The sequence below is a fragment of the Burkholderia sp. RF7-non_BP4 genome (assembly GCF_001521935.1).
Classification (GTDB): Bacteria; Pseudomonadota; Gammaproteobacteria; order Burkholderiales; family Burkholderiaceae; genus Burkholderia; species Burkholderia diffusa.
Genome location: NZ_LOTA01000095.1, coordinates 134,084 through 154,437, shown reverse-complemented (window position 1 = coordinate 154,437; position 20,354 = coordinate 134,084). Strand labels below are relative to the sequence as shown.

The 20,354-nt window shown below is 60.2% G+C and carries 13 protein-coding genes and 1 pseudogene; 6 read left to right on the top strand and 8 right to left on the bottom strand.

Annotated features, from left to right (window positions below; all coding sequences use genetic code 11):
• Positions 1–8 precede the first annotated feature (8 nt).
• Positions 9–2,768, bottom strand: a complete 2,760-nt coding sequence (locus WS49_RS30590; RefSeq protein WP_059537342.1) for a UPF0182 family membrane protein — start codon at positions 2,766–2,768, stop codon at positions 9–11.
• 324 nt (positions 2,769–3,092) lie between these two features.
• Between WS49_RS30590 and WS49_RS30585 the strand changes: the two genes are divergently transcribed.
• Positions 3,093–3,512, top strand: coding sequence for a DUF1810 domain-containing protein (locus WS49_RS30585; RefSeq protein ID WP_059536288.1), 420 nt, complete (start codon positions 3,093–3,095; stop codon positions 3,510–3,512).
• Positions 3,513–3,567: 55 nt separating this feature from the next.
• Entirely contained in the window at positions 3,568–3,882 is a 315-nt protein-coding gene (locus WS49_RS30580) for a hypothetical protein (protein WP_059536285.1), read from the top strand.
• 520 nt (positions 3,883–4,402) lie between these two features.
• On the opposite strand, the gene WS49_RS30575 is transcribed toward WS49_RS30580, so the two are convergent.
• Both WS49_RS30575 and WS49_RS30570 read right to left on the bottom strand, forming a co-directional pair.
• The gene (locus WS49_RS30575) at positions 4,403–4,696 is read right to left on the bottom strand and encodes an H-NS histone family protein (protein ID WP_059536282.1); all 294 of its coding nucleotides are present in this window, start codon (positions 4,694–4,696) and stop codon (positions 4,403–4,405) included.
• A 394-nt stretch (positions 4,697–5,090) separates the two neighbouring features.
• Complete coding sequence (locus WS49_RS30570) at positions 5,091–5,768, bottom strand: response regulator transcription factor (protein ID WP_306453744.1); 678 nt, start codon at positions 5,766–5,768, stop codon at positions 5,091–5,093.
• 350 nt (positions 5,769–6,118) lie between these two features.
• Between WS49_RS30570 and WS49_RS30565 the strand changes: the two genes are divergently transcribed.
• Positions 6,119–8,542: an ATP-binding protein gene (locus tag WS49_RS30565; RefSeq protein WP_059536273.1), complete on the top strand. Its 2,424-nt coding sequence runs from the start codon at positions 6,119–6,121 to the stop codon at positions 8,540–8,542.
• A 2-nt stretch (positions 8,543–8,544) separates the two neighbouring features.
• Here the strand turns inward: WS49_RS30565 and WS49_RS30560 are convergent, their stop codons facing one another.
• Positions 8,545–10,701, bottom strand: a complete 2,157-nt coding sequence (locus tag WS49_RS30560; protein WP_059536268.1) for an ATP-binding protein — start codon at positions 10,699–10,701, stop codon at positions 8,545–8,547.
• A gap of 538 nt (positions 10,702–11,239) precedes the next feature.
• Between WS49_RS30560 and WS49_RS36655 the strand changes: the two are divergent.
• A pseudogene (locus WS49_RS36655) lies at positions 11,240–11,487 on the top strand (IS3 family transposase); the annotation flags it as partial.
• Between the two features lie 120 nt (positions 11,488–11,607).
• Here the strand turns inward: WS49_RS36655 and WS49_RS30555 are convergent.
• The 4 genes from WS49_RS30555 to WS49_RS30540 form a co-directional block, all read right to left on the bottom strand.
• On the bottom strand, positions 11,608–12,345 hold the full coding sequence (locus WS49_RS30555; protein WP_059536264.1) for a hypothetical protein: 738 nt from the start codon (positions 12,343–12,345) through the stop codon (positions 11,608–11,610).
• A gap of 178 nt (positions 12,346–12,523) precedes the next feature.
• Positions 12,524–15,199, bottom strand: coding sequence for a TcfC E-set like domain-containing protein (locus WS49_RS30550; RefSeq protein WP_082725609.1), 2,676 nt, complete (start codon positions 15,197–15,199; stop codon positions 12,524–12,526).
• Positions 15,200–15,251: 52 nt separating this feature from the next.
• Positions 15,252–15,959 (bottom strand): fimbria/pilus periplasmic chaperone, encoded by a 708-nt coding sequence (locus WS49_RS30545; protein ID WP_059536256.1) that lies wholly within the window; start codon positions 15,957–15,959, stop codon positions 15,252–15,254.
• Positions 15,960–16,071: 112 nt separating this feature from the next.
• On the bottom strand, positions 16,072–16,725 hold the full coding sequence (locus WS49_RS30540; protein WP_059536252.1) for a common pilus major fimbrillin subunit EcpA: 654 nt from the start codon (positions 16,723–16,725) through the stop codon (positions 16,072–16,074).
• Between the two features lie 1,072 nt (positions 16,726–17,797).
• Here WS49_RS30540 and WS49_RS30535 point away from each other — a divergent pair.
• Positions 17,798–19,453 (top strand): hypothetical protein, encoded by a 1,656-nt coding sequence (locus WS49_RS30535; protein WP_156441478.1) that lies wholly within the window; start codon positions 17,798–17,800, stop codon positions 19,451–19,453.
• A gap of 513 nt (positions 19,454–19,966) precedes the next feature.
• Positions 19,967–20,218, top strand: coding sequence for a hypothetical protein (locus WS49_RS30530; RefSeq protein WP_059536244.1), 252 nt, complete (start codon positions 19,967–19,969; stop codon positions 20,216–20,218).
• The last annotated feature ends 136 nt before the right edge of the window (positions 20,219–20,354 follow it).

Genomic DNA, 20,354 nt, shown 5'->3' with positions numbered 1-20,354 from the left:
CGTCACCCTCACTGCTTGTTGTCCGCTCGAACGGCGCCCAGCGCTTGGAGCAACGGTCGGAGCGCATCGAGTTCCGCGCCGAAGCCGGCCCAATCCCCCGCCTTCAGCCGCTCGATCGCACGATCGTAATGGGCGAGCGCGTCACGGGCGCGCACATCCGCTGCGCTGCCCGCCGGCGCCGCCGCCGGTTCCGGCCTCGTCTCCTTGAAGAGCGCCGCGAGCGCCTCGCCCAGGTTTTCCTCCATCACGACGCGATCGCCATAGGCGGCGATCACCCGTTTCAGTTCGGGCAATTGGCCCGACGCCGCGCGCAAATAGAGCGGCGACACGTAGAGGATCGAGTGCTCGATCGGAACGACCACGAGATGTCCGCGGATTACGCGTGAACCCATCTGGTTCCACAGCGAGATCTGCTGCGAGATTTCCGTGCTCTGCTGGATGCGCGCCTCGATCTGGTATGGCCCGTAGATCAGCTTTTCCTTGGGGAACGCGTAGACGATCAGCTTGCCGTACCCGGGCGGATCGCAACGCGCGGCGAGCCACGCGATCATGTTCTCGCGCTGGCTCGGCACCATCGGCAGCATGAGCACGAAGCCGGCCTGCGCGTCGCCAGGCAGCCTCATGATCGTGTAGTACGGCGCCATCTGCCGGTTCGCGGCGTCGCCCCCGTCGATATCGCCCAGCGCGCGAGGAAACTGCCAGAGGTCCTCGCGGTTATAGAACACTTCCGGCGCATCCATGTGATAAGCGCGGTAGAGATTCGCCTGGATCAGGAACAGATCCTCGGGGTAGCGGATGTGCCGTTGAAGATCCTGCGGCATCGCGTCGAACGGCTTGAACATGCCGGGGAAGATGCGCGCGTAAGTCCGCACCAGCGGATCGGAAGGATCGCTGACGTAGAAGTCGACCGTGCCGTTGTACGCGTCGACCACCACCTTGACCGCGTTGCGAATGTAGTTGGCGCCATCGCCGACGCCGGGCGGCGCATACGGAAACCAGCGGCTGGTCGTATAGGCGTCCTGCATCCAGAACAGGCGTCCGTTGCTCGCCACGACATAGGGGTCGTGGTCGAGCGCGAGAAACGGTGCAATCGTGCGTATCCGGTCCCGGATGTTGCGGTGAAGGAGGATCCTGCTCTCGTTCGTGATGTAGTGCGTCAGCAGGATATTGGGATCGCCGAACTGCCATGCGAACAGGCTCCGTCGTATCGCTCCGCCGATCGCGACACCGTCGCGCCCGCTGTAGGACGTGTAGACGTTGCTATCACCCTTCGGGTAGTCGAATTCGGGCACACTGCCCTTCACGATCACATAGCCCTGCCCGCCTTCACCGAAGTAGATGCGCGGTTCGTTGATCGCCGGTCCGCCATCGGCGACAGGCGGAATGTCGCGCAGATAGAGCGACGGCAAGCCTTCCGTGGATTTCTCCGTGACCGGCGACATCACGATGCCGTTGCCGTGGGTGAACAGAAGATGCAGGTTCACCCAGGTTCGGGCGTTCTCCGGCAGCATCGTATGCTCCAGTTCGCGCGCCGACAGCATGACCTGCCGGTAGCCGGAGTCGAGACGGTAGCGATCGATATCCACGGAAAAGAACTTGTAGTAAGTCCTGATTTCCTGCAACTGCGCATAGGTATCCATCAGCGGCTGCACATCCCACAGGCGGATGTTGTCGACGGTCGCGCGATTGGCCTGCAGCGACGCAAGATTCAGGCCTTGCTCGGCCGCGAACGGTTTGACCTCGATCTGCGCGAGACCGTAAGCCTGCCTCGTCAACGCGATGTTGTGCCGGATATAGGGCGTCTCGAGCTGCAGTTCGCTCGGCTTGACGTAGAAACGCTGGAACAGCGCGGGATAGACGATGCCGAGCGCAAACGAAGTGCCGAACACGAGCAGCATCGCAGCGGCCGGCAACTGATAGCCGGGCCGGCGCATGTTGACCACCATCGCAACGGCCGCCCCAATGGCCAGGCCGACGAGCAGCCACAACACCGGCAGCATCACGTGGACATCCGTATAACCGGCGCCGACCACGACACCGTTGTTGTCGTATAGCAGCAGGAAGCGTTCGAGCCACCAGGACCAGGCTTTCACCAGGAAGAAGAGTGCCAGCAGCGCCGACCCGTGAACCGCGGCGGCCGACGAAAGCCCCTTCGGCGGGCGCAGCATGATGTCGCCGCGCAGCCAGTAGACGCAGCCTGCGACGATCGCGCAGCAGACGACCACTTGCAGCAGCAGGTTCTTCAGCACGATCCAGACGGGGAGCGCGAACAGATAGAAACCGATGTCCTTGCCGAAGATCGGATCGTGCGCGCCGAACGGCACCCGATGCAAAAAACGAAGCGCAACATCCCAGCTCGACATCGCACCGGCGGCGATCGCAAGCGCGAGAATGACGGCGCCCGCAGCGATGACCGCGCGCCAGGGAATGCGCGACGCGACCTCCCCTGCCAGCGCTCGCAGGACATCATCCGCCCGCGTCGACGAAGTGTCCGCTACCTGCCAGACATCGACGGGCCTGGCATAACGATGCGCGAGCCACCCCGACGCGCCGATCGCGACCGCCGACACGGCGAACACGGAGACGAACAGCAGCACTCTTGCGGACAGGATCGTCCAGAAGACGCCGGCATAGCCGATCGACGAAAACCAGAGCCAATCGACCAGGAGACCGGTGATGCGCCCGACGACGATCAGGCAGGCGATGACGATCGCAGCCGCGATCCCATAGCGTCTCAGGCGTGGGACGGACGTTGCTTGCGAGCGCATCGAAGCTTCCTTTGCCGGGCCGTCATGCGTGGCCGGCCGCGACCGGACGGGGGTGTGCCGCCGATCCGTCAGCGAGAATCGCGGCCGGCCGCATGTCTGAATGCTACGCCCGTTGCCGACGCATCGCCATCCGGCGGCATGCGCGACGTCGCCGGCAACGATCGAACGCGGTGCAGTGCACTGCAGCAAATTCGATCTCGCCGCCGCGGGACGCGATGCGCAGCCCACGGAGCGCACGGTCAAGGTGGCGTTTGCACGCCATCCGGGTCGCGCTCACAATAGCTATTTCGGCGGCTTTCCGCGCCGGAACGGACGGAGGGCGAAATGGACGATCCCCATGATCTTCAGCGCTTTGTCGACGCACAGGATTCGGTGTATGCGCAGGTCTGCGACGAGCTCAGGCACGGACACAAGCGAAGTCACTGGATGTGGTTCGTGTTTCCGCAGATCGAAGGGCTTGGCGACAGCGCGATGGCGCAACGATACGCGATCTCGACACTGGCCGAAGCCGTCGCGTATCTTCAGCATCCGCTGCTCGGCGAAAGGCTGCGGGAATGCACACGACTGGTCAATCAGGTCGAAGGCAAGTCGATCCAGACGATCTTCGGGTATCCCGATTACCTGAAATTCCGGTCGTCGGTCACGTTGTTCGCGCATGCGACTCCCGACAACGCGGTGTTCGTGGAGGCGCTCGAGAAATATTTCGGCGGCGAGGCCGATCACGACACGCTTGCACGAATCTAGGCGATGTCGGCCTCGCGCCGCGCTAGAATAGCGCCCCTTCTCATGGGAGACGACAATGTCCTGGTTCGTTTATGAAGTGCCCGAATACCACGAAGACGCTCCGCGCATCGAACCCTACAGCGACCTGCGCAGCCGTGTACTGAAAGTCGGTGGCCTGGCCATGGCTGACGAACTGGAAAGCGTTCGCGAAAACGCCGCGGCGACAGCGGACACGCCCGAGCGCCCCCTGCGGACGCCGGAAAATCCGCAGGTTTTTCCGATTCCCTACGCCGACTCCATGATCCTGGTCGGGTTCATCTTCGATTTGAAGCGAGACTTCCGGCAACTGGTCGTGTCGCCGGTAGAAATGCCCTGGTTGAACGACGCGTAAACGGTAGTCGGACCGGAAACGGACGGGGGCGTTGCGCCTGTTCTGAAGCCGGGTCCGACTGGCAAGGTGTCCGTCATCCACGGTGTTCTACAACAACGATAACTGGGCCGGCGTGCTGGTGCGAACTGCTTGATCGCCCTCTCGTGGCGTCATGCTCGGCCTGTCCGTGGACTGAGAACGCCCGTCGTCCGGTCGATACCTTCGCACCCAATCCGCGCCAAGCACATCGGATGAGAACACAACGCCGGGCGCAATCTGAACAAGTTCGCTCATCCGCGGATTTTCCTAAGCGGGCCGAACGTCGAAGTGAGCTGCGGCGTATCGCGCGCTGCAGTTCCACACTTCGACGCCGTCACGGGTGAAGGAAGCCCAACCATCCTTGACGATCACGTCTGCACCGGGAAATACGTCGCCGTATCCGTTTGCCGTGGCAGCGAAGACCGTCCGCTCGCGACACGTCGCCCAGTATTTCCCATCGGCAAGCGTTAGCGGTTTTGTGCTCAACCGGCAACTCGACTCACTATTTGATCAAGAACCGGTCGCGGTTCTTTGCTCCCGCAATCCATTGAGGGGCCCGGCCACGACCGCTCCATGTTGCGCCAGTCTTCGGGTCGCGATACTTCGGCGCAACCGGCGCACTCATGTTCGTCGCAACCGCACGGCGCCGCCCGAAAAGCTGCTCCGGCGTGATGCCATACTCGGCGATCTGTTCACGGATCGTCGTGATGATGCTGTCCAGTTCAGCAAGTCGAACTTCTTCGGCTTTCTGTGCCAGCGCTTCGGCTTGGGCTTTCAACTCGAGATAGGTAGCCATGTATGTGCAGGGACTCCGATTTAGAAGATTGACCGGTGGTTGAAATGGCCTTGGGCTTGAGCGAAGACCCGTCGACCTCGACAGACACATTATATTCATGGTTTAGCAAGAACCAAATGGCTCGACGCCGCATGACACTATCGTCGTGGTCATATTCGTGAATCTCGCAAACGCTGCTGACGCTCAGCGAATGGTACTCCGCACGTAGAGTTCACGCTTCGGATTACCGATTTAAATTCACACAAATACAAATGTCCGGTTCTCGCCAAGTTCAGATGTCCGATTTTCGACCGATCGCAAGCTGACCGGCCGCTGGCAATCCCGCGCCGGAAGCTGCGATAGCTGCAATGGAGCGGATCGCGATGGCGATGCGTGAAATGTGACCGGAGTTGATTCAGTTCTTCTCGATCAAGTTGCGGACAGCGAACAATTCGGCATCGTTGCGGATACCGAGTTTACGATATGCGGATTGCTTTTGCGCGCTGATCGTCTTGGGACTTCGGAAGAATTTCGACGCGATCTCGGACACGGACATACCGGCAAGAAAGCACCGCAACACTTCATGCTCGCGCGGGCTGAGCAGAAAATCCGCCGCCGGCCCAGAATCGGACGACGGTGAATCGTCGCCGCTAGCGGTCCTCGGTTCGGCCCCACGTGAATCTGTCGTCGTGCCCCACGTGATCCGGTGCGAGAGTTCGGCGCTTATGAATGATTGACCACTTGCCACGAGGCGGATCGCGCGGGCGAGTTCGCCGAGATCCTCGCTCTTGCCGAAGAAACCGAGCGCACCTGCGCGCATCGTCATGTTGACGGTCGCTGACGAATCGCTGCTCGACATCATCAGCATCCGACAATCGGGGAAGCGCGTATTGATGAGCTTGACGAGATCGAGGCCATCGATCTCGTCGGGACCGAGCGTGTAGTCGAGCAGCACCACATCGGCGCGGTTCGATTCGAGCCAGCGAATCAGGTCGCGCGACTTCGCGAAGCTCGCTACCAGCTCGATGGAGTTCTTCTCGGTCAGGTAACTTGCAATCCCGAGTTGGACGATGGCATGGTCGTCCAGAATCACGACGCGGATCGGCTGGTGCCCAGGCCTCATAGTTACACCTATCGTTGTTGTATACGGCGCGAAACGGCTAGCCCCGTTATTGTCGCGGGATGCCATCCATGATTATTTCGACTAGCTTACCGGCTTTTGGGGCAATTTTTAACCCTGGTGACCAAATCTGAAGGTGATGTGGCCGCAGTGCCGCATTGCGTTTCCGCAACGCGCGACCTATGATGTCGGTCTCGTTTTACGGTTTTTACCTGCGGCCATCTCAGCGCCCGATACTCGTCTGAGGACCGTCCATGGCAAACCGGCCAACAATCTGGTTGAACAACGTGAGCAAGCTGAGTTTGAAACGATGTGCCGTATTAATGAGCGCACTCGTCTGGCTGACGCCCACGTTCGGATGGGCAAGCAATTCGCCGCAGTTCACAACTGAAGAGAAGGCGTGGATTGCCGCGCATCCGGTGGTGCGCACCACAATCGATCCACACTGGCGCCCATTCGAATTTCGCGACCACGGGAAGGTAGTCGGCATCGTGCCGTCGTACCTCGATGCGATTTCGCGCGTGAGCGGATTGCGCTTCGAGTATGTCGACGGCCTGTCATGGGCGGACTCGCACGACGCCTTGATCTCCGGAAAGATCGATGTGGTGCCCGACGTATCGAAAAGCGCGGATGTGTCGATGTATCGCGACGGCATCATTGTCGGCCGACCGTACTTCGTCGGCACGATGGTCGTGGTCGCGCCGGAACACCTGAACCTGTTCGTCGATTCCCGCAACCTGGCCGGCAAACGGATCGCGATCAAGGGCAACGGCGGGCTGGAGTATGCGATTCGCCAGAGCGGCCTGCCCGTGACGCTGCTGACCTATGACGACGAACAGGACGCGCTCGCGGCCGTCCTCGACGGCACAGCAGATGTGGCTGTCGGCCCGGACAAGTCAATCCTGCCGTTGCTACGCCGGCAGTTCCTGGGTCAGCTGTTCCTGGCGGGCGGCCTGCCGGAGCGGCCATATGCGCTGGCCCTGGCAACCCGCAGCGACATGCCCGTGCTCGCATCCATTCTCGATAAGTCGTTGGCCGCGATTCCCGCTCGCACGGGCGAGGAGATTGTGCGCCAATGGATGGAATTGACCGACTACGGCGAACCGACGCTGCGCTCAATCCTTTACTACCGACGCTGGCAGGTCGTTGCGGCCGGCGCCACCGTGTTCGCGCTGGCGGCCATCGCGTTCCTTTCGTGGCGCGCACGCACCACCGCGGTTCGCAGCGAGCGCGAAAAGGCAATGTTCCTCGCGTTCATCAGCCACGAGATCCGCACGCCGATGCACACGATCCTTTCGTCGCTCGAGCTGCTGCAGCAGTCGCAGCTCACGCCGAAACAGGCGGGCCGAGCGGATGCAGCCGTTGCCGCCTCGGAATCGCTGCTGACGCTGCTCGATGACGTGCTCGAATACTCGCGACTCGAATCGCACAACGTCACACTCACGCCCGAACCAACGCAAATTGACGCGTGGTTGCGGCGCAGCGCCGACATGGTGCGCTGGAGGGTCGACGAGAAAGGACTGAACCTTGCGATTGAACTCGCCTGTCCTGCCGATTTGACCTTGCTGATCGATCAGGTCCGCACGCGGCAGATCGTGCTGAACCTGCTCGTCAATGCAATCAAGTTTACGTCGGAGGGGTCGATCTGGCTGCGTGTCGACTACCTGGAAGGCAAGCCGAACACTGCCGGTTCACTTGTGATCGAGGTCCGCGATACCGGGATCGGCATCCCGCCCGCGCGTCAGAGCCGCATCTTCGAGCCCTATCAGCGCGTCGAGGAGCCGGGCAGCCGTCGCGTGAACGGCAGCGGCCTGGGTCTGTCGATCTGCCGCGAACTGGTTGGGCTCATGAACGGCGTGATTACCGTCAGCAGCAGCCCCGACAAGGGCACGATCTTTACCGTGATCCTGCCTGCGCAACGTACCCCCTGGGTAGCCGGCCGGGATGCGGCCGCGCCGGAGGCCCCGTCACCCGAAGTCGACACGACCGCTACCCGGGCTTCCCAGCGAGTCGACGAAGGTCCGATGATTCTGGTGGTCGACGATCACGAAGCCGTTCAACATGCGATCCAGCATCAACTTGATGCGCTCGCGTGCCGTTCGGCCATCGCCGGCAACGGCGCGCAAGCGCTCGATCGGTTCGAGCGCGCTCAGTACGACATGGTGCTGCTCGATTGCGACCTGCCGGACTTCGACGGCTATACGGTCGCACAGCGCATGCGCGCCAGCGAGCAGCAACGCGGGCAGGCGCGCACACCGATTATCGCGATTTCGGCGTCGACGGAAGATGCACATCGTGAGCGCTGCTTCGACAGCGGCATGGATGGTGTGCTCGGCAAGCCGCTTCGGCTCGAAGCGTTGCGGCAGATGATCGATCTTTGGTGCCCGGCAAGCAAGCTTGACAGGCATCAGCCGTCTGTCGAACCAACACCCATAGCAGGTCGGGAATTCTCCGAGATCTACCGTCGAAGTATCGACGCGGATCTGGCATCTCTGAGCACCGCGCTCTCGGCCGGCGATGCTGAGAAGGCGCGCTATATGGCGCACAGAATCAAAGGGGCGGCCGCGATTGCCGGGCATGCCGGGACGAGTAACCTGGCAGCCGAGCTCGAGCGGATGCTGGAAGCGGTATCCGACGGGATTCCGAGCAATGTCGGCCCGCTTCATGATGATTTGTTGCGCCAGCATCGCGCCGAAACGGCGACACCGGATTCAGGCGAATCGAAGCCCTGCAGCACGCGCGCATAAGCCTATGAGGCTGCCGCCTGATCCAGTGCAATACCCGCATACGCAGGACACCACATCGCGATCATCTGCCGCAATGCTTCGAGCCGCAGCGGCTTGCCGAGCACACCATCCATGCCGCTCTCGAAGCAGCGCACCTTGTGCGCGTCGCCGGTGATTGCCGATATGGCGATGATCGGAACGTGTCGCCCCTTTCCTGCAGACTCGCGTTGACGGATCGCGCGTGCGAGCGCGTAGCCATCTACGTCCGGGAGATTGCAATCCAGCAGCACCATGTCGACATGCGTGCGCGCGAGTTGCTGCAACGCGGTCTCCCCCGTGTCAGCGATGATGCCGACGCAGCCAAGCGCTTCACATTGATCCTGCAGCGAGGCCCGGACGGCTTCGTGATCATCGACGATCAGGATGTACGGCACTTCCCGGCATGATTGGGCGGCGGATGCTGGTGCGCGCACAGGCGTCCAGGCGGTTAGCCGGACCGACGACGTGCGATCCGTGACTGCGACCGGCAGCTTGACCGAGAAGACGGTCTCGACACGCGGTGTACTGCTGACCGTGATCGTTCCACCCATTAACTCGACGAGTTCACGGCAGATCGCGAGGCCGAGCCCGCTGCCGGCGCCGTCGGAACGTGCGGCGCGATCATTTTGCCAATACCCATCGAACAGATGCTTGAATTGATCGGCAGCAATGCCGACCCCGGTGTCGCGAACATCCAGTAGCAGCGTGCTGCTTCGCCCTCGGCGGGTCGTGGCAATTCGAACACGCAACGTCACGCTGCCGCCGTCCGTAAAGTGAATTGCGTTGACCAGTAGGTTCAGCACGATCTGGCGCACGCGGACCGGATCAATCTCGACATGCAGCGCCGGCGGGATCTCAATGTCCAACGCCATCGCGATTCCCTTGGGTTCGGCACGCCAGCGCACCATATCGACAGTTTCCCGGGCCCACGACTCGAGTTCGACTACCTGCGCGTCGAACGTCACCTTGCTCGACTCGAGGCGGGAGTATTCCAGGATGTCGTCCAGCAGCGTCAAGAGCGTTTCCGACGCGGACACGGCCGCATCCACGCGATCGGCCTGTCGTGGCGGCAACCGCGAGCGCCGCAGAAAATCCAGCGACGACAGAACAGTCTGCATCGGCGTTCGGATTTCGTGGCTCACGAACGCGAGAAACATCGCCTTGTCCCGCTTGCTGCGAATCGCCGCCGCGCGGGATTTCCAGGAGAGATAGGCGAACACCGCGAATATCAGCAACGTCGCGGCAATCGCGACCACCTGCGGCGCGCGATAATGCAGGATTGAGCGTAGTGTCGGCTTGCCGTAGTCGCCGAGTTCAACCCAGTCCCGCGTGATCGCAGCGGCTTCGCTCGCCGGAATCGCCGCGAGCGACTTGTCGATGATCGACGCCAGAATCGGCAGATCGGCGCGCGTGAGCATGGCCAGCGACACGGAGCGATCTGCCAGCATGCCGGACATGTAAAGCTGCCCCGGAAATTGCCGGCGAACGAGCGGCAGGATCGTGACGTCGATGCCAAGCGCGGCATCGGCTTCGCCGTTGGCCACCGCGGCAAGTGCGAGTTCCTCGGTGTCGAACGTCAGTACGTCGAGCGCGACACCGCTATGACGGGTGAAGTATTCAACCGCGCCGCGCCCCTTGATCGCGACGCGTCGGCCTTCGAGCCGCTTCAGACTGAAAACCATCGCGGAATTGTCACGTGTCACGGCAGTCAGCCGACCGACCAGATAAGGCGAACTGACGAGCGCGCCGCTGCCGACACGGTCGGATACCAACTCTCGCCAGACGCCTGGCAGCAAATCCACCTTGCCGGTAGCGAGCGCGTCGTATGCACGACCCCATTCCGTCCCGGGTACCGTGTCGAACGTGAGCCCGGTCATTTTCGAAATCGCGCTCAGGTAACCGGCGACAAGACCAGCATGCTGTCCGTTGTGGAGATATTCGATTGGACTCCAGTTCGCCTCGACGGCTATATGAACGACCGGGTGTGCGTCGATCCATCGCAGCTCTTCATCGGTGAAGACCGGTTTCTGCCAAAGCGTCGACGCAACCGCGCCCGGCAGCGAGACCACGCAGACGGCCAGAAGCAATGCACGACAGAGCGAACACCATTGGGTCCAGCGCGAAGCGTGTATATTTTTCATGATGGATGCAGCTTAGAAATGTGACGACGCTGACGGAATGAATCGCGAGGCGCCGCCGCGTCGCGAACATAACCTTGACTCACTCGATGCATCACACAAAGCCCGACAATTCGCCTCTCGTTCAAGTGTCGCCGTCGGAATCCCGCAGGATATCCGTCGGGTCACCACGCTGCTGCCGGTCTCAGGTGTTACGTATGGAAGGCCCTGAGAATGCAACACCTGCATAAAGAAGGCATGAGAGGTGTGTCGCGCACGAACTTGTCAGCGGTCGATCGCGTTGTTGCGCACGTTGTTTGGTCGGAATTCTGTATTACAAATTGATGCCGCAATATAAGACTTGTCCTAAAAATGAAAAGCGCCGTCATCGGCGCCATGACTTCACGAAGGACTGTTAGCAATCAATGAATAACTCTGATCTGCTTTAATAAGTCTGGGCACAAGTGAGTGTTAGTGTTTCGCAGGCTGAACCACTTGGATTTCTTTTGCAGTGCCGAGAATTGGTGTTCTGTTTTTCGCCCTCCCTGTTCTACTGGACACAAGCTCGGAGGCCCCGGCCGCCCATGGCATCGCACCAGATCATCTACGATGTCAATTGGAAACCGATACACCGAATCAGAAATGCGTCGCGGACCTTACCTACATCTGGGCCGCCGAAGGCTGGCCGTTCGTCGCCGCGGTCATGGTTTTGCACCCTGCCGTATCGTCGATTGGTCGATGAGTGACAGGACGCACGCGAAGACGGCTCCAGACACTTCGCTGATGGCACCCTGGCGACTCGGCCCGCCGAACTTATACAACGTCGCTTTTCACCGCGGCATTGTCCTCAGGAATCGCCTCGATGGCTGATGCCAAAGGCAATGCCCTCTTGCCAGAGTCGAGCACTTCTACAAGTCGCACCACCGGCGCTCAATGCTCGATTTCGTTAGGTTTAGCTCGAGCATCGTATTTCGGGCCAGTGAACCCATCCGGGAGAACAGTGGAAGGCCGATTTGCGAATGAGACGACACGGTCAAATTGATTCACCGGCACCACTTTTACTTCATGCGTGTCCGTCCCGTTTGCCAAGACGACCCTGACTGGGCTGCCAACTGGACTCAGCCCGACCAGATCGAGCGATTCGCCAGGCGACAAATAGCGGTCTCGCATGCAAACGGTCGAAAGCGTACATTCGCCATGCGCGGTTGCTAGCATGACCGTGTTTCCTGTATTAACGAATGCCGTCCCGTCGACCCGATAAGCCTGCCTTGGCGACCTGGGCTGCACGACTAGAATTGTCTGCAACTCCAGACGCGGTTTCACCTTGACTGCATCCGTATCGATCGAAACAGCGCGCTCCTCCCGGAACGTTACGCGAAAATAGCGTGGCGAGTCGTCACTGACACCTTTGAAATAAAGACGCAACCAGCCACTCATGTTCGGGCGCAACACGAGTTGCTTCGGCGCGTACATCAAGTCGCCGCCTTTGGGCTTCCAGGTCGCGACGTCGCCATACGGTGGAGCGCTTTCCTCCACTGACACGCCGTACACGCGCGTCTGGTCGCTGTCGTTCACGACCTCGCGAACGAGATAGTCTTTCCCGGACCCCATGAAATAGGTCATGTCGCCAACGGACAATGCCTGCGCGGTGCAGGACCAGGCCAACATCACGAACGCTGCGAATTGCCTCAATCGATTCCTCACTGGTTACTGGTCCGCGCATGCGCATCTCACCCGCTTCAATTCAGCCAGTCGGCCCGGCATCGCGCGTTACCCGACAAAAATGGATGCGCGACCGACTACGTCGGCCGCGCACATGAACATACCTCCTTCTTTTGCTTCGGCATCAGCCTTCGCGGCGCCGAACCGGACCCGCATCGGCCACGCTTTTTGGTTTGCATTCGACCTGATCAACCCAGAGCGCGCCTTGCGCCTTGCTGAGGTCAACGTCGATCTCACACGTTCCGCCGGCATCGGTCTCGTATTGAATGACCGGATAGGCGGTATCGACGTCGATCACGAAACCGCCGTCGGCCGCGGTCGTAGCCTTGCCGATGTGGTTGCGAATTTCCGTGTTCGGCTTCACCAAGCCGTTTTCGGTCAGCACGCCGAACACCGTTACCAGCCGGCGGACCTTCGGCGTCATCGACGCGACGTTGCCGGGATACAGCACGAGCTTGGCGTCGCCTTCCTGGATATCGAAATTTTCCGGCGTGTCACGACGCGTGCGAATCTTCACGCGGTGCTCGCGGTATCCCGTCAGAGGAACGAACGTGGAACGTGAATCGAGCGCCAATGCCCCGTTCGTGGACACCATCTCGAGGTTGCCGCGTGCCGACTTGTCCACACCGACGATCACACCGCTTTCGCCCTTCTTGCTGTTGAACCCGATGCCGCGCGTGTTCCACCCGACACTGCCCTGCATCGCGGCCGTGCCGCTGGCATCGCCTGTGTCGTCGATGTTCACGTTGCCCTGCCAGCCGAACCAGCGGTTGTGGCCCTGCGCGCCGAGATGCGCCTGGGTGCTCGTCGGGTTGCCATAATCGCTCGACAGTGAACGCGAGCGGTTGACCCCTGCCGACAGATAGTCGACGCCAGCAATACGCTCCGGCCGCCAGCCGACGTGCGCACCGATCTGCTCGGTATCGAGCGAGCGCGAATAGTCGATGCCCGCGTCGCCGAACGAGAACGTCGCATTCAGGCCGACGTAGAACGCGTTGTTCCACTTACGGCCCATGCCGCCGGTATTCCTGCTGAACATCTGGCCGCCATTGAGCATCACGCGCATCCATTTGTTCGCGTAAATGTCCTGGCTCCAGTCGATTCGATAGTCCTGACCGCCGCCTTGGTATACGCTACCGCTCACGTTGAGCGTCGCGTTGTTGGCCCAACCGAACATTCGCGAAACACTAACGTTCGAGCCGAAACTCAGTGTGCGCTGATTGTATACGCCGTTCTTCGCGGTGCTGCCGGTCGTCAGCATGTAGTTCGCCCATGCGCCGACCGGCCCAATGTTAGCCGCGGCATTCGCATTCAAGCGCAATCCGCCGTCGCTCGTCGCTCCCGTGTCGATGCCGACGTTACCGTACTTGAAACTCCGCTGATAACGCAGTTCGGCGGCGGCCATGCCGTCAAAATAATAGGCACTACCGTGAAACGTACCGAGCCGAGTTGCCATCTTGCCGCTCGCGCCGACTAGCTGCCGGCTGATCGAACCACGTCCCCCGACGTTGTTCGCAACATACTGGCCGACATAGAACTGATACTGCGTGTCCGCACCCGTACCGCCGTTACTCGGCTTGTAAACCTGCTCATTCCGGGACGACACCACGCGACCGTTGACAACGACGTCCACGCGAATCGGATAACTCCCGACTGGCAACTGACGCGTATCGATTTCCTGGTTGCCGAGGGGAAGATGCTGAACGTTGATCAGCTTGCCGTCGCGGTGGATCTGCACTTCGCCCGATGCGGGCATGAACGCGAAGATCGGCGTGCGCGCCAGCGAGCCGTCGTTCAACTCCGAGCGGCTCGCGGTGCCCGCGCTGACGCCAAGGAAGCGCCCGCCCGGAAGGAACGTCGTCTGTCCCAGCGCGTTCATCGACCAAGTGCTCAGATAGCCGGCCGTGATCGCTACACCGCGGTAGTCACGTTCCAGCCGCGCTTCATACAGGTTGAAATCGTCGCCGCTGCGAATGTCGCCTTCAACATACGCGTGATTGACACCAATAGCACTGACCGACTGCACGTGGAGGTAGCCGTTCGCATCGGCACGGGCGTTCTTCACGACCGACATGTCGTAGTTCAGCACACCGCTCGGATGCTTCTCGGTACTGTCGGGCAGCATATGCAGGCGCGGCGCGCCTTCGCTTGCATAGGCATCCCTCGGCAGTTCCGCGACCAGTTCGAACGTCCGCAGATTGAATTCCAGCTCGACGTCCGATGCGTCCTGGCGTGCGGTCGACGTTTCCGCGACCACGCGCAGCGGCTTACCGTAGTGATCCGCAACCCTCTGCTTCGCGGCATCCGTGATGGCGATCTTCGCGAGGTTGAAGTCGACCAGCGTCAGCGTGCGACCATCGTACTTGACGGTCGCACGGCCCGCTTCCTCCGAACCGCTGTCGGTCTTGAGCCGCACGGGCACTTCGACACCCTGCTCGAGTGCGCCGAGCAGGTTGTCAGGGAAAGTGTACTGACCGGCAGACAATGTGCCATCGACATGTGTACCATCAGCAGGATCAGGTGCGTACTCGGCATTCTCCGGATGCAACAAGTGAGCGTCGCTGCCCGGTTCCGTGTTCGACTCAGGCGCGGACGCCGATGCGTGTTCCGAGGCCGTGATCGCGTCGACGTTGACGGCGTGTACAGACGCGTAGCGACGCCGGTCAGCGTCGGGATTCTCGACTTCCCGCGCGCCCCGATCGAACATCACCGAATGATCCGCCGCAAGCACAGCCGACGACACCCATCCTCCCGCTAGGGATATGGCGACGTTAAGCGCTGTCATTGTCGACTTTTTCATTCGCAGTCCAAATTGAATCTCTGTTGAGTCACGTAACGAAACCGTGATTTGCTTACTTTGCTACGACCTTCGACGGCGCAGCATTCATCGGAAAATACTGGTATTCGCTGCCTTTCCAGACGCCAATACCTTGAAGGGATACCAGGCCCTTTTCCTTGCGCATGTCTCCCGACTCACCCGGAAGCAGGAAAGTGGATCGGCTGCACGCCTTCGGTTCAGTCGCTCCCTTTTCTTCGCACTTCCCCGTGGCCGTGACATGGACGAAGGTATTTCCGATGTTCTTCACGCGCCCATTGCCGTCGTTTTCGAATTTGAAGTGGATCGTGCGTGGGCGCACGACGAGGATCGAGCTCAACCGAATGCGCTGCTTTGCGGATAAGCTGACACCATCACTGATGTTCGCTTGCGACGACACGGCTTGTTCAACGAACGACAACTGGTAGTAACGCTCCTTGTCGTCACGCTTGCCCTGGTAGTAGATTTTGACGTCCGCCGTTCGATGCGGCGGTAGAAACACCGTCGCGGGCGAGATGAGTACATCTTTTTTCTGCTCCTGCAGCACCGTCAATTGCCGCGGATTGGTAATCTCCTGGACTTCCGTCGACACGAATTTGGCTATCGAGTCGTCGTTCTTGATCTGCTTGACGACGTAGAACTCGTTTTCCTGCATTTCGGTCGTCAACGATCCGATGCCGATCGCCGATGCGTGCTGCGCGCCCATCAGCGCGGCCGCCAGCGCCAAAAGTTTGAGTGGCTTCATCGTGTCCTCCGAAAGAAAAGAAAAAGAAAATGCCGGACCCCTGGACCCCGAGATCCGGCATTGCCGGAGTCAAGCCTGCTTCGACCGAATCTATGCAGGCATTCGGCGAAACTTACGCGCTCGGCGTTTCCCAGCTCGCGACGAAACGCACTTCGACGTCGCCGTTGTATCGGCCATCGGAGACGCCCGACAGACCCGCGCCAGTCAGAGGGTTGCCGTCCTTGTCGGTGCCTTCCGCGATCGAGAATTTCACCGGCACGCCATTCGCTTGGTGGTACGAACCGTTCGGCGTCTTGTTCGGGCCGACCTTTGCCAGATTCATGTTCTGCAGGCCATTTGCCGCGATCGACGGCGCCGCGTCACCGCCCGTGCCCGACAGGATGTCGGTGAGGTTTTGGCTCAGCTCGATGCCGCCGAGATCAACGCCGACCTTCAGCGAATCCTTCACGCCACCAGCAACGGCATTCAACGTGTTCTGCGTGAGTTGTGCCTGGATCTTGTAGCCCGTGCCGCCTTCATAACCCGCCGCGAGAACGGTCAGCGTGCGGTCCTGCGTCGAGAATGCTTCGCTCGACGGGTTCCACTCGAAATCGAGCGTCGTGCTACCTTCAGCGAAGACGCTCAGTGTCACGTCGGACTTCTTAACAACCGATGCCGTCCACTTCACCCGGGCTTCTTCCGGGCCCACGGTTGCGGCGATGGCCGGAACCGCGAACGCGACTGCGAGTGCGGATGCCACTGCGAGGCGGATTGCAGTTTTCTTCATATCGATCTCTCAAAGGGTTTCATCAATTGACTTGGAATGACCGGACGACAGCCCCATACCCGGGGATATGCTTCTGGACCACCTGTCCTACCAACCGCCGATTCAATGGATTTGCCAGATCACGGCGGCGAAACAAATTATTTCAAATGAAAGGTAAATGAAATATAAGAATCGGCCTAAAAAGTCCGTGATCCGCTTCGAGCGGGCACGGGTTCACTCCGTAGAGCGCCCGTGCTGATGAGTGACGGTCGCGCCCAAGCGCATTGATCTCCAGCGAGTCGAAGGTCAGCGGAAGAAGGTTTGCCGAGGACGAGATGGGTTGGACGCGCAGGTCCGGTGGGCGCGCCGGAACCGAAGACAACGCGCATCACGACCACAATTGCCGGTGCGTTTCGCGGCGCACCTGCGATGCACTGCCCAATCACGTCTGCTTGAGTTCTCACATGCGCTGAATGGGCCATACCGCGATTGGTTCGATACATCTTGACCGGTCCAACCATGCGTCGCGCGAGCGCAGACAAGATGCCGGCATGCAGCGTGAGGTCCGCGGCGTGTCCGCCGTTTCGGCGGATCGTTAAGCGAGCAGAGATGCCCATCGCCGACTATCGCCGGCGCGGGGCATTAAACAACGGCCGGCCAGCTCACTTCCGGGCGCGAACGAACGCGACGCGGCAGTCCGCGCGAGAACATCCACACCGCCCTCGCGCTCGATCGCGGACCGATACATCGTGACAGGCGCCCCAGCAGAGTGACCGCAGTAGGTGTACGCCTCGTGCATTCCCTGTCAAAGAGACATCGGCGATCGCAGAGACCTCCCGAGCCTCCACCGGCAAGCCGTGTGGGAATTGCCCGGATATCTGCGCTGCGGGATGCATTTAGGACGGTTCTCATATTCTGATCGCGCGGCCCTCCATTAGCATACGAAAGCCATCTTGCGTGTGACTAACAGAACGACTCGGTTATCCGGTCCTCATTGCAGCCCCCTCCGCTCCATCGCTCAATGTCGAGCATGCGTTGCCCGTCGACCTGAATCCGGAATGGCGGCCGAAAAGTCATATGCACTCCACCGACTGTGTCTATTCCTCGCCTCACCATTGAAATGTCAAATCTCAAACCACTTTTTCTACGCGCCGGGATTCGCCTTTGCCTGAGCGGCGTGCTGGCGCTTGGCCATGCTGTCACTGCCCATGCTGCGGCCGATGACCCGCTTGCCATTACGTGCAGCCGTGCTCCCACGACTTCCAGTCATTCCTATGCGCCAATAGTGATTGAGATGGGCGATTATCTTTATTTGCCCGACATTCCCGCTGGCACCACGGGCGCACTCGTTGGGCGCATTCACAAGTCGAATCCCCAACTGACGCAGTTGGCCATCATCTTCAAGGAGGCTACCACTTGGGACTATTTCCCGGACGTCGCCGTCAGCGCATGGGTGTCGGCGGGCGGTGCATCGCGCTCGATCGTTGTTCCGGATAGCCAGGATGTGCGCTTCCCCAACCTTCCCTTTTCCGCCAAGAGCGCACAGAATCGTGTCGGCGCGGACTACATCGTCAACGGCATGCAAATCGCGTCAATTTTTATGTTTACGCAGCAAACCGCGAACTCGCTGGGGCAGTTCGTTCGCGGGCCGGGTACTCAAGTGCAGGATCCGGTCGCCAGAAAGATGGTAGCGGACGCCTTTCTAAACCAGTCACCGATGACGTTCGGTGCGCGTATGTTCTACTCCCCCCTTCTCGATGGAGATCGTGGTAAGCAGCTTGCTGATTGGTGGGTACAAGGAGATTCCTGGAGCCTTTGTGGATACGCCAACGAGTACGTTTATGGAACGACGGTGACGCCGAGCGCCAGCAATATGTTCAAGCTGTCACCGATCAGCGGCACCATCAGCGTGTCGAATGGCAAAATGCTCGTATCGGTTCCACCCGTCTGCCGTATCACGGACGGCAATATGGAATGCCCGATATCCACCAACGCCACGGCCACGATGGAGAACGTATCATTCGTCGTTCCACCTTCTCAGCAGTCCGACATATGGTTCATGACGGCAAGCGGGCAGAAGGTATCAAAGGTCACTGCGACTGCCTTGGGCACATCGAAGTTGGTGGTATCGGCGAATCTGCTGGATTCGCTGCTGGGCGACGCCGAGACGAAACCGCTCGACGATGCCATCGGCGCGATCGTGCAGACTACCGGTGGAACGGCCGTCGACATGCAAGTGTCCTTTTTCGATGACACGGAACTGAAACGTCTTACATTCGGCGTCGCGATCGACGAGCGCGACCCCGCTGCGATGGGCAAATATTCCGGTTCGATCGGCCAGGATCCCGAGATCGTCGTGCCGCTCACGATCCGGCAGTACGGTGCGTCGAAGGCGACGAAAGTGTCGGTAGACGTGCTCGCGCCCAGTGTGCAAACCGCAGACGGGCCACGTTGCAAATTCGTCGACCAAAGCGGGGCAACCGTGGTTGCAGTGCCGTCAATCGTCCGCTTTTATGACGGCACCGGGCTCGACGATCGCCCGGACAATTGCGCCGGTACCGTGTATGACGTCGCCATGCTAAAGTGGCGCGAGACCCTCGGCGGCGCATTCGCGTACGAAGGGGCCCTCGATATGGACCTGCGCTTCCCGCTCGATCCAAAGCAACTGGCGACCGACACGACAGGTACGCCCTGGTTTGGTACCGTTTCGGCCAGCGGCGAAGTGCGTGTCCGTGCTGATTGGCTCTGAGCGACTGCGGCCTTGGCAGTGCTCCGCACGCTAATATTTGACATTGCGCAAATAAATCCTTCGATTCCGCACCGCTTCGCCAGCACGGTGAGTGACGGTTTCGTCTGCGACTGTCTCAGGCCCCCAACGGCGATCGATATGCGGCGCTGCAACCGCATGACCGGCTTCCGATCCTGACGCCCGATCGCCGTCTGGAGCACCTCGCAATTTGATTCTGCCAAGTTAAATCTTTCGTAGATGTGCTAATTTTTCACCACACGTCAAGATCCTGTCGGATTTGAAGTCGTCTAATCGAATAGCAGTCGTCCTTTTCTTGAAAAATCCGGACGCGTCGCGCGCTTTACACCAGCACTCGAGCCTGTCATTGTCCATCTTTAACTTTTTTTCAGACATATCTGATTGTTCCGGTCAGTCGATTCCACGACGATAGGTTCGCGTGGGAGGCGTCGGTCCGGTAACCCGACTTCTTCCGTGCGAACCATTCACTCAGATTTTTTGGGACCGTTCAGAACAATGAAAAAAATAACCCTGTCTCTTCTCTTGATGGCGCTCACCGCGCCCGCCTTCGCAGGCCAATGCAATAGCTACGGCTATCAGAAGAAGCTGCACAGACTTGAAGTCAAAGCCGAAATCGCGAGCAGATACGGCGACAGGATCAAGGCGCAGAAGCTCCGGGAGAAGCGCCAGTATTTGATGTCCCGTTGTCAGCTGACGCACACCCTTGGCGGAGCGGCCGCGAACTACGCGCCGTACCAATATCATTAATTTTCCGTAAGCGCGGGCGCGCAGTGTCCGGATAAATTCGCCGTCCCCGCTGGGAAGTACGCAGGCCCTCGATCACGAGGGCCTGGCGCTTACAAAACACAACGCCGGTCGCAATCTGAACAAATTCGCTCATCTG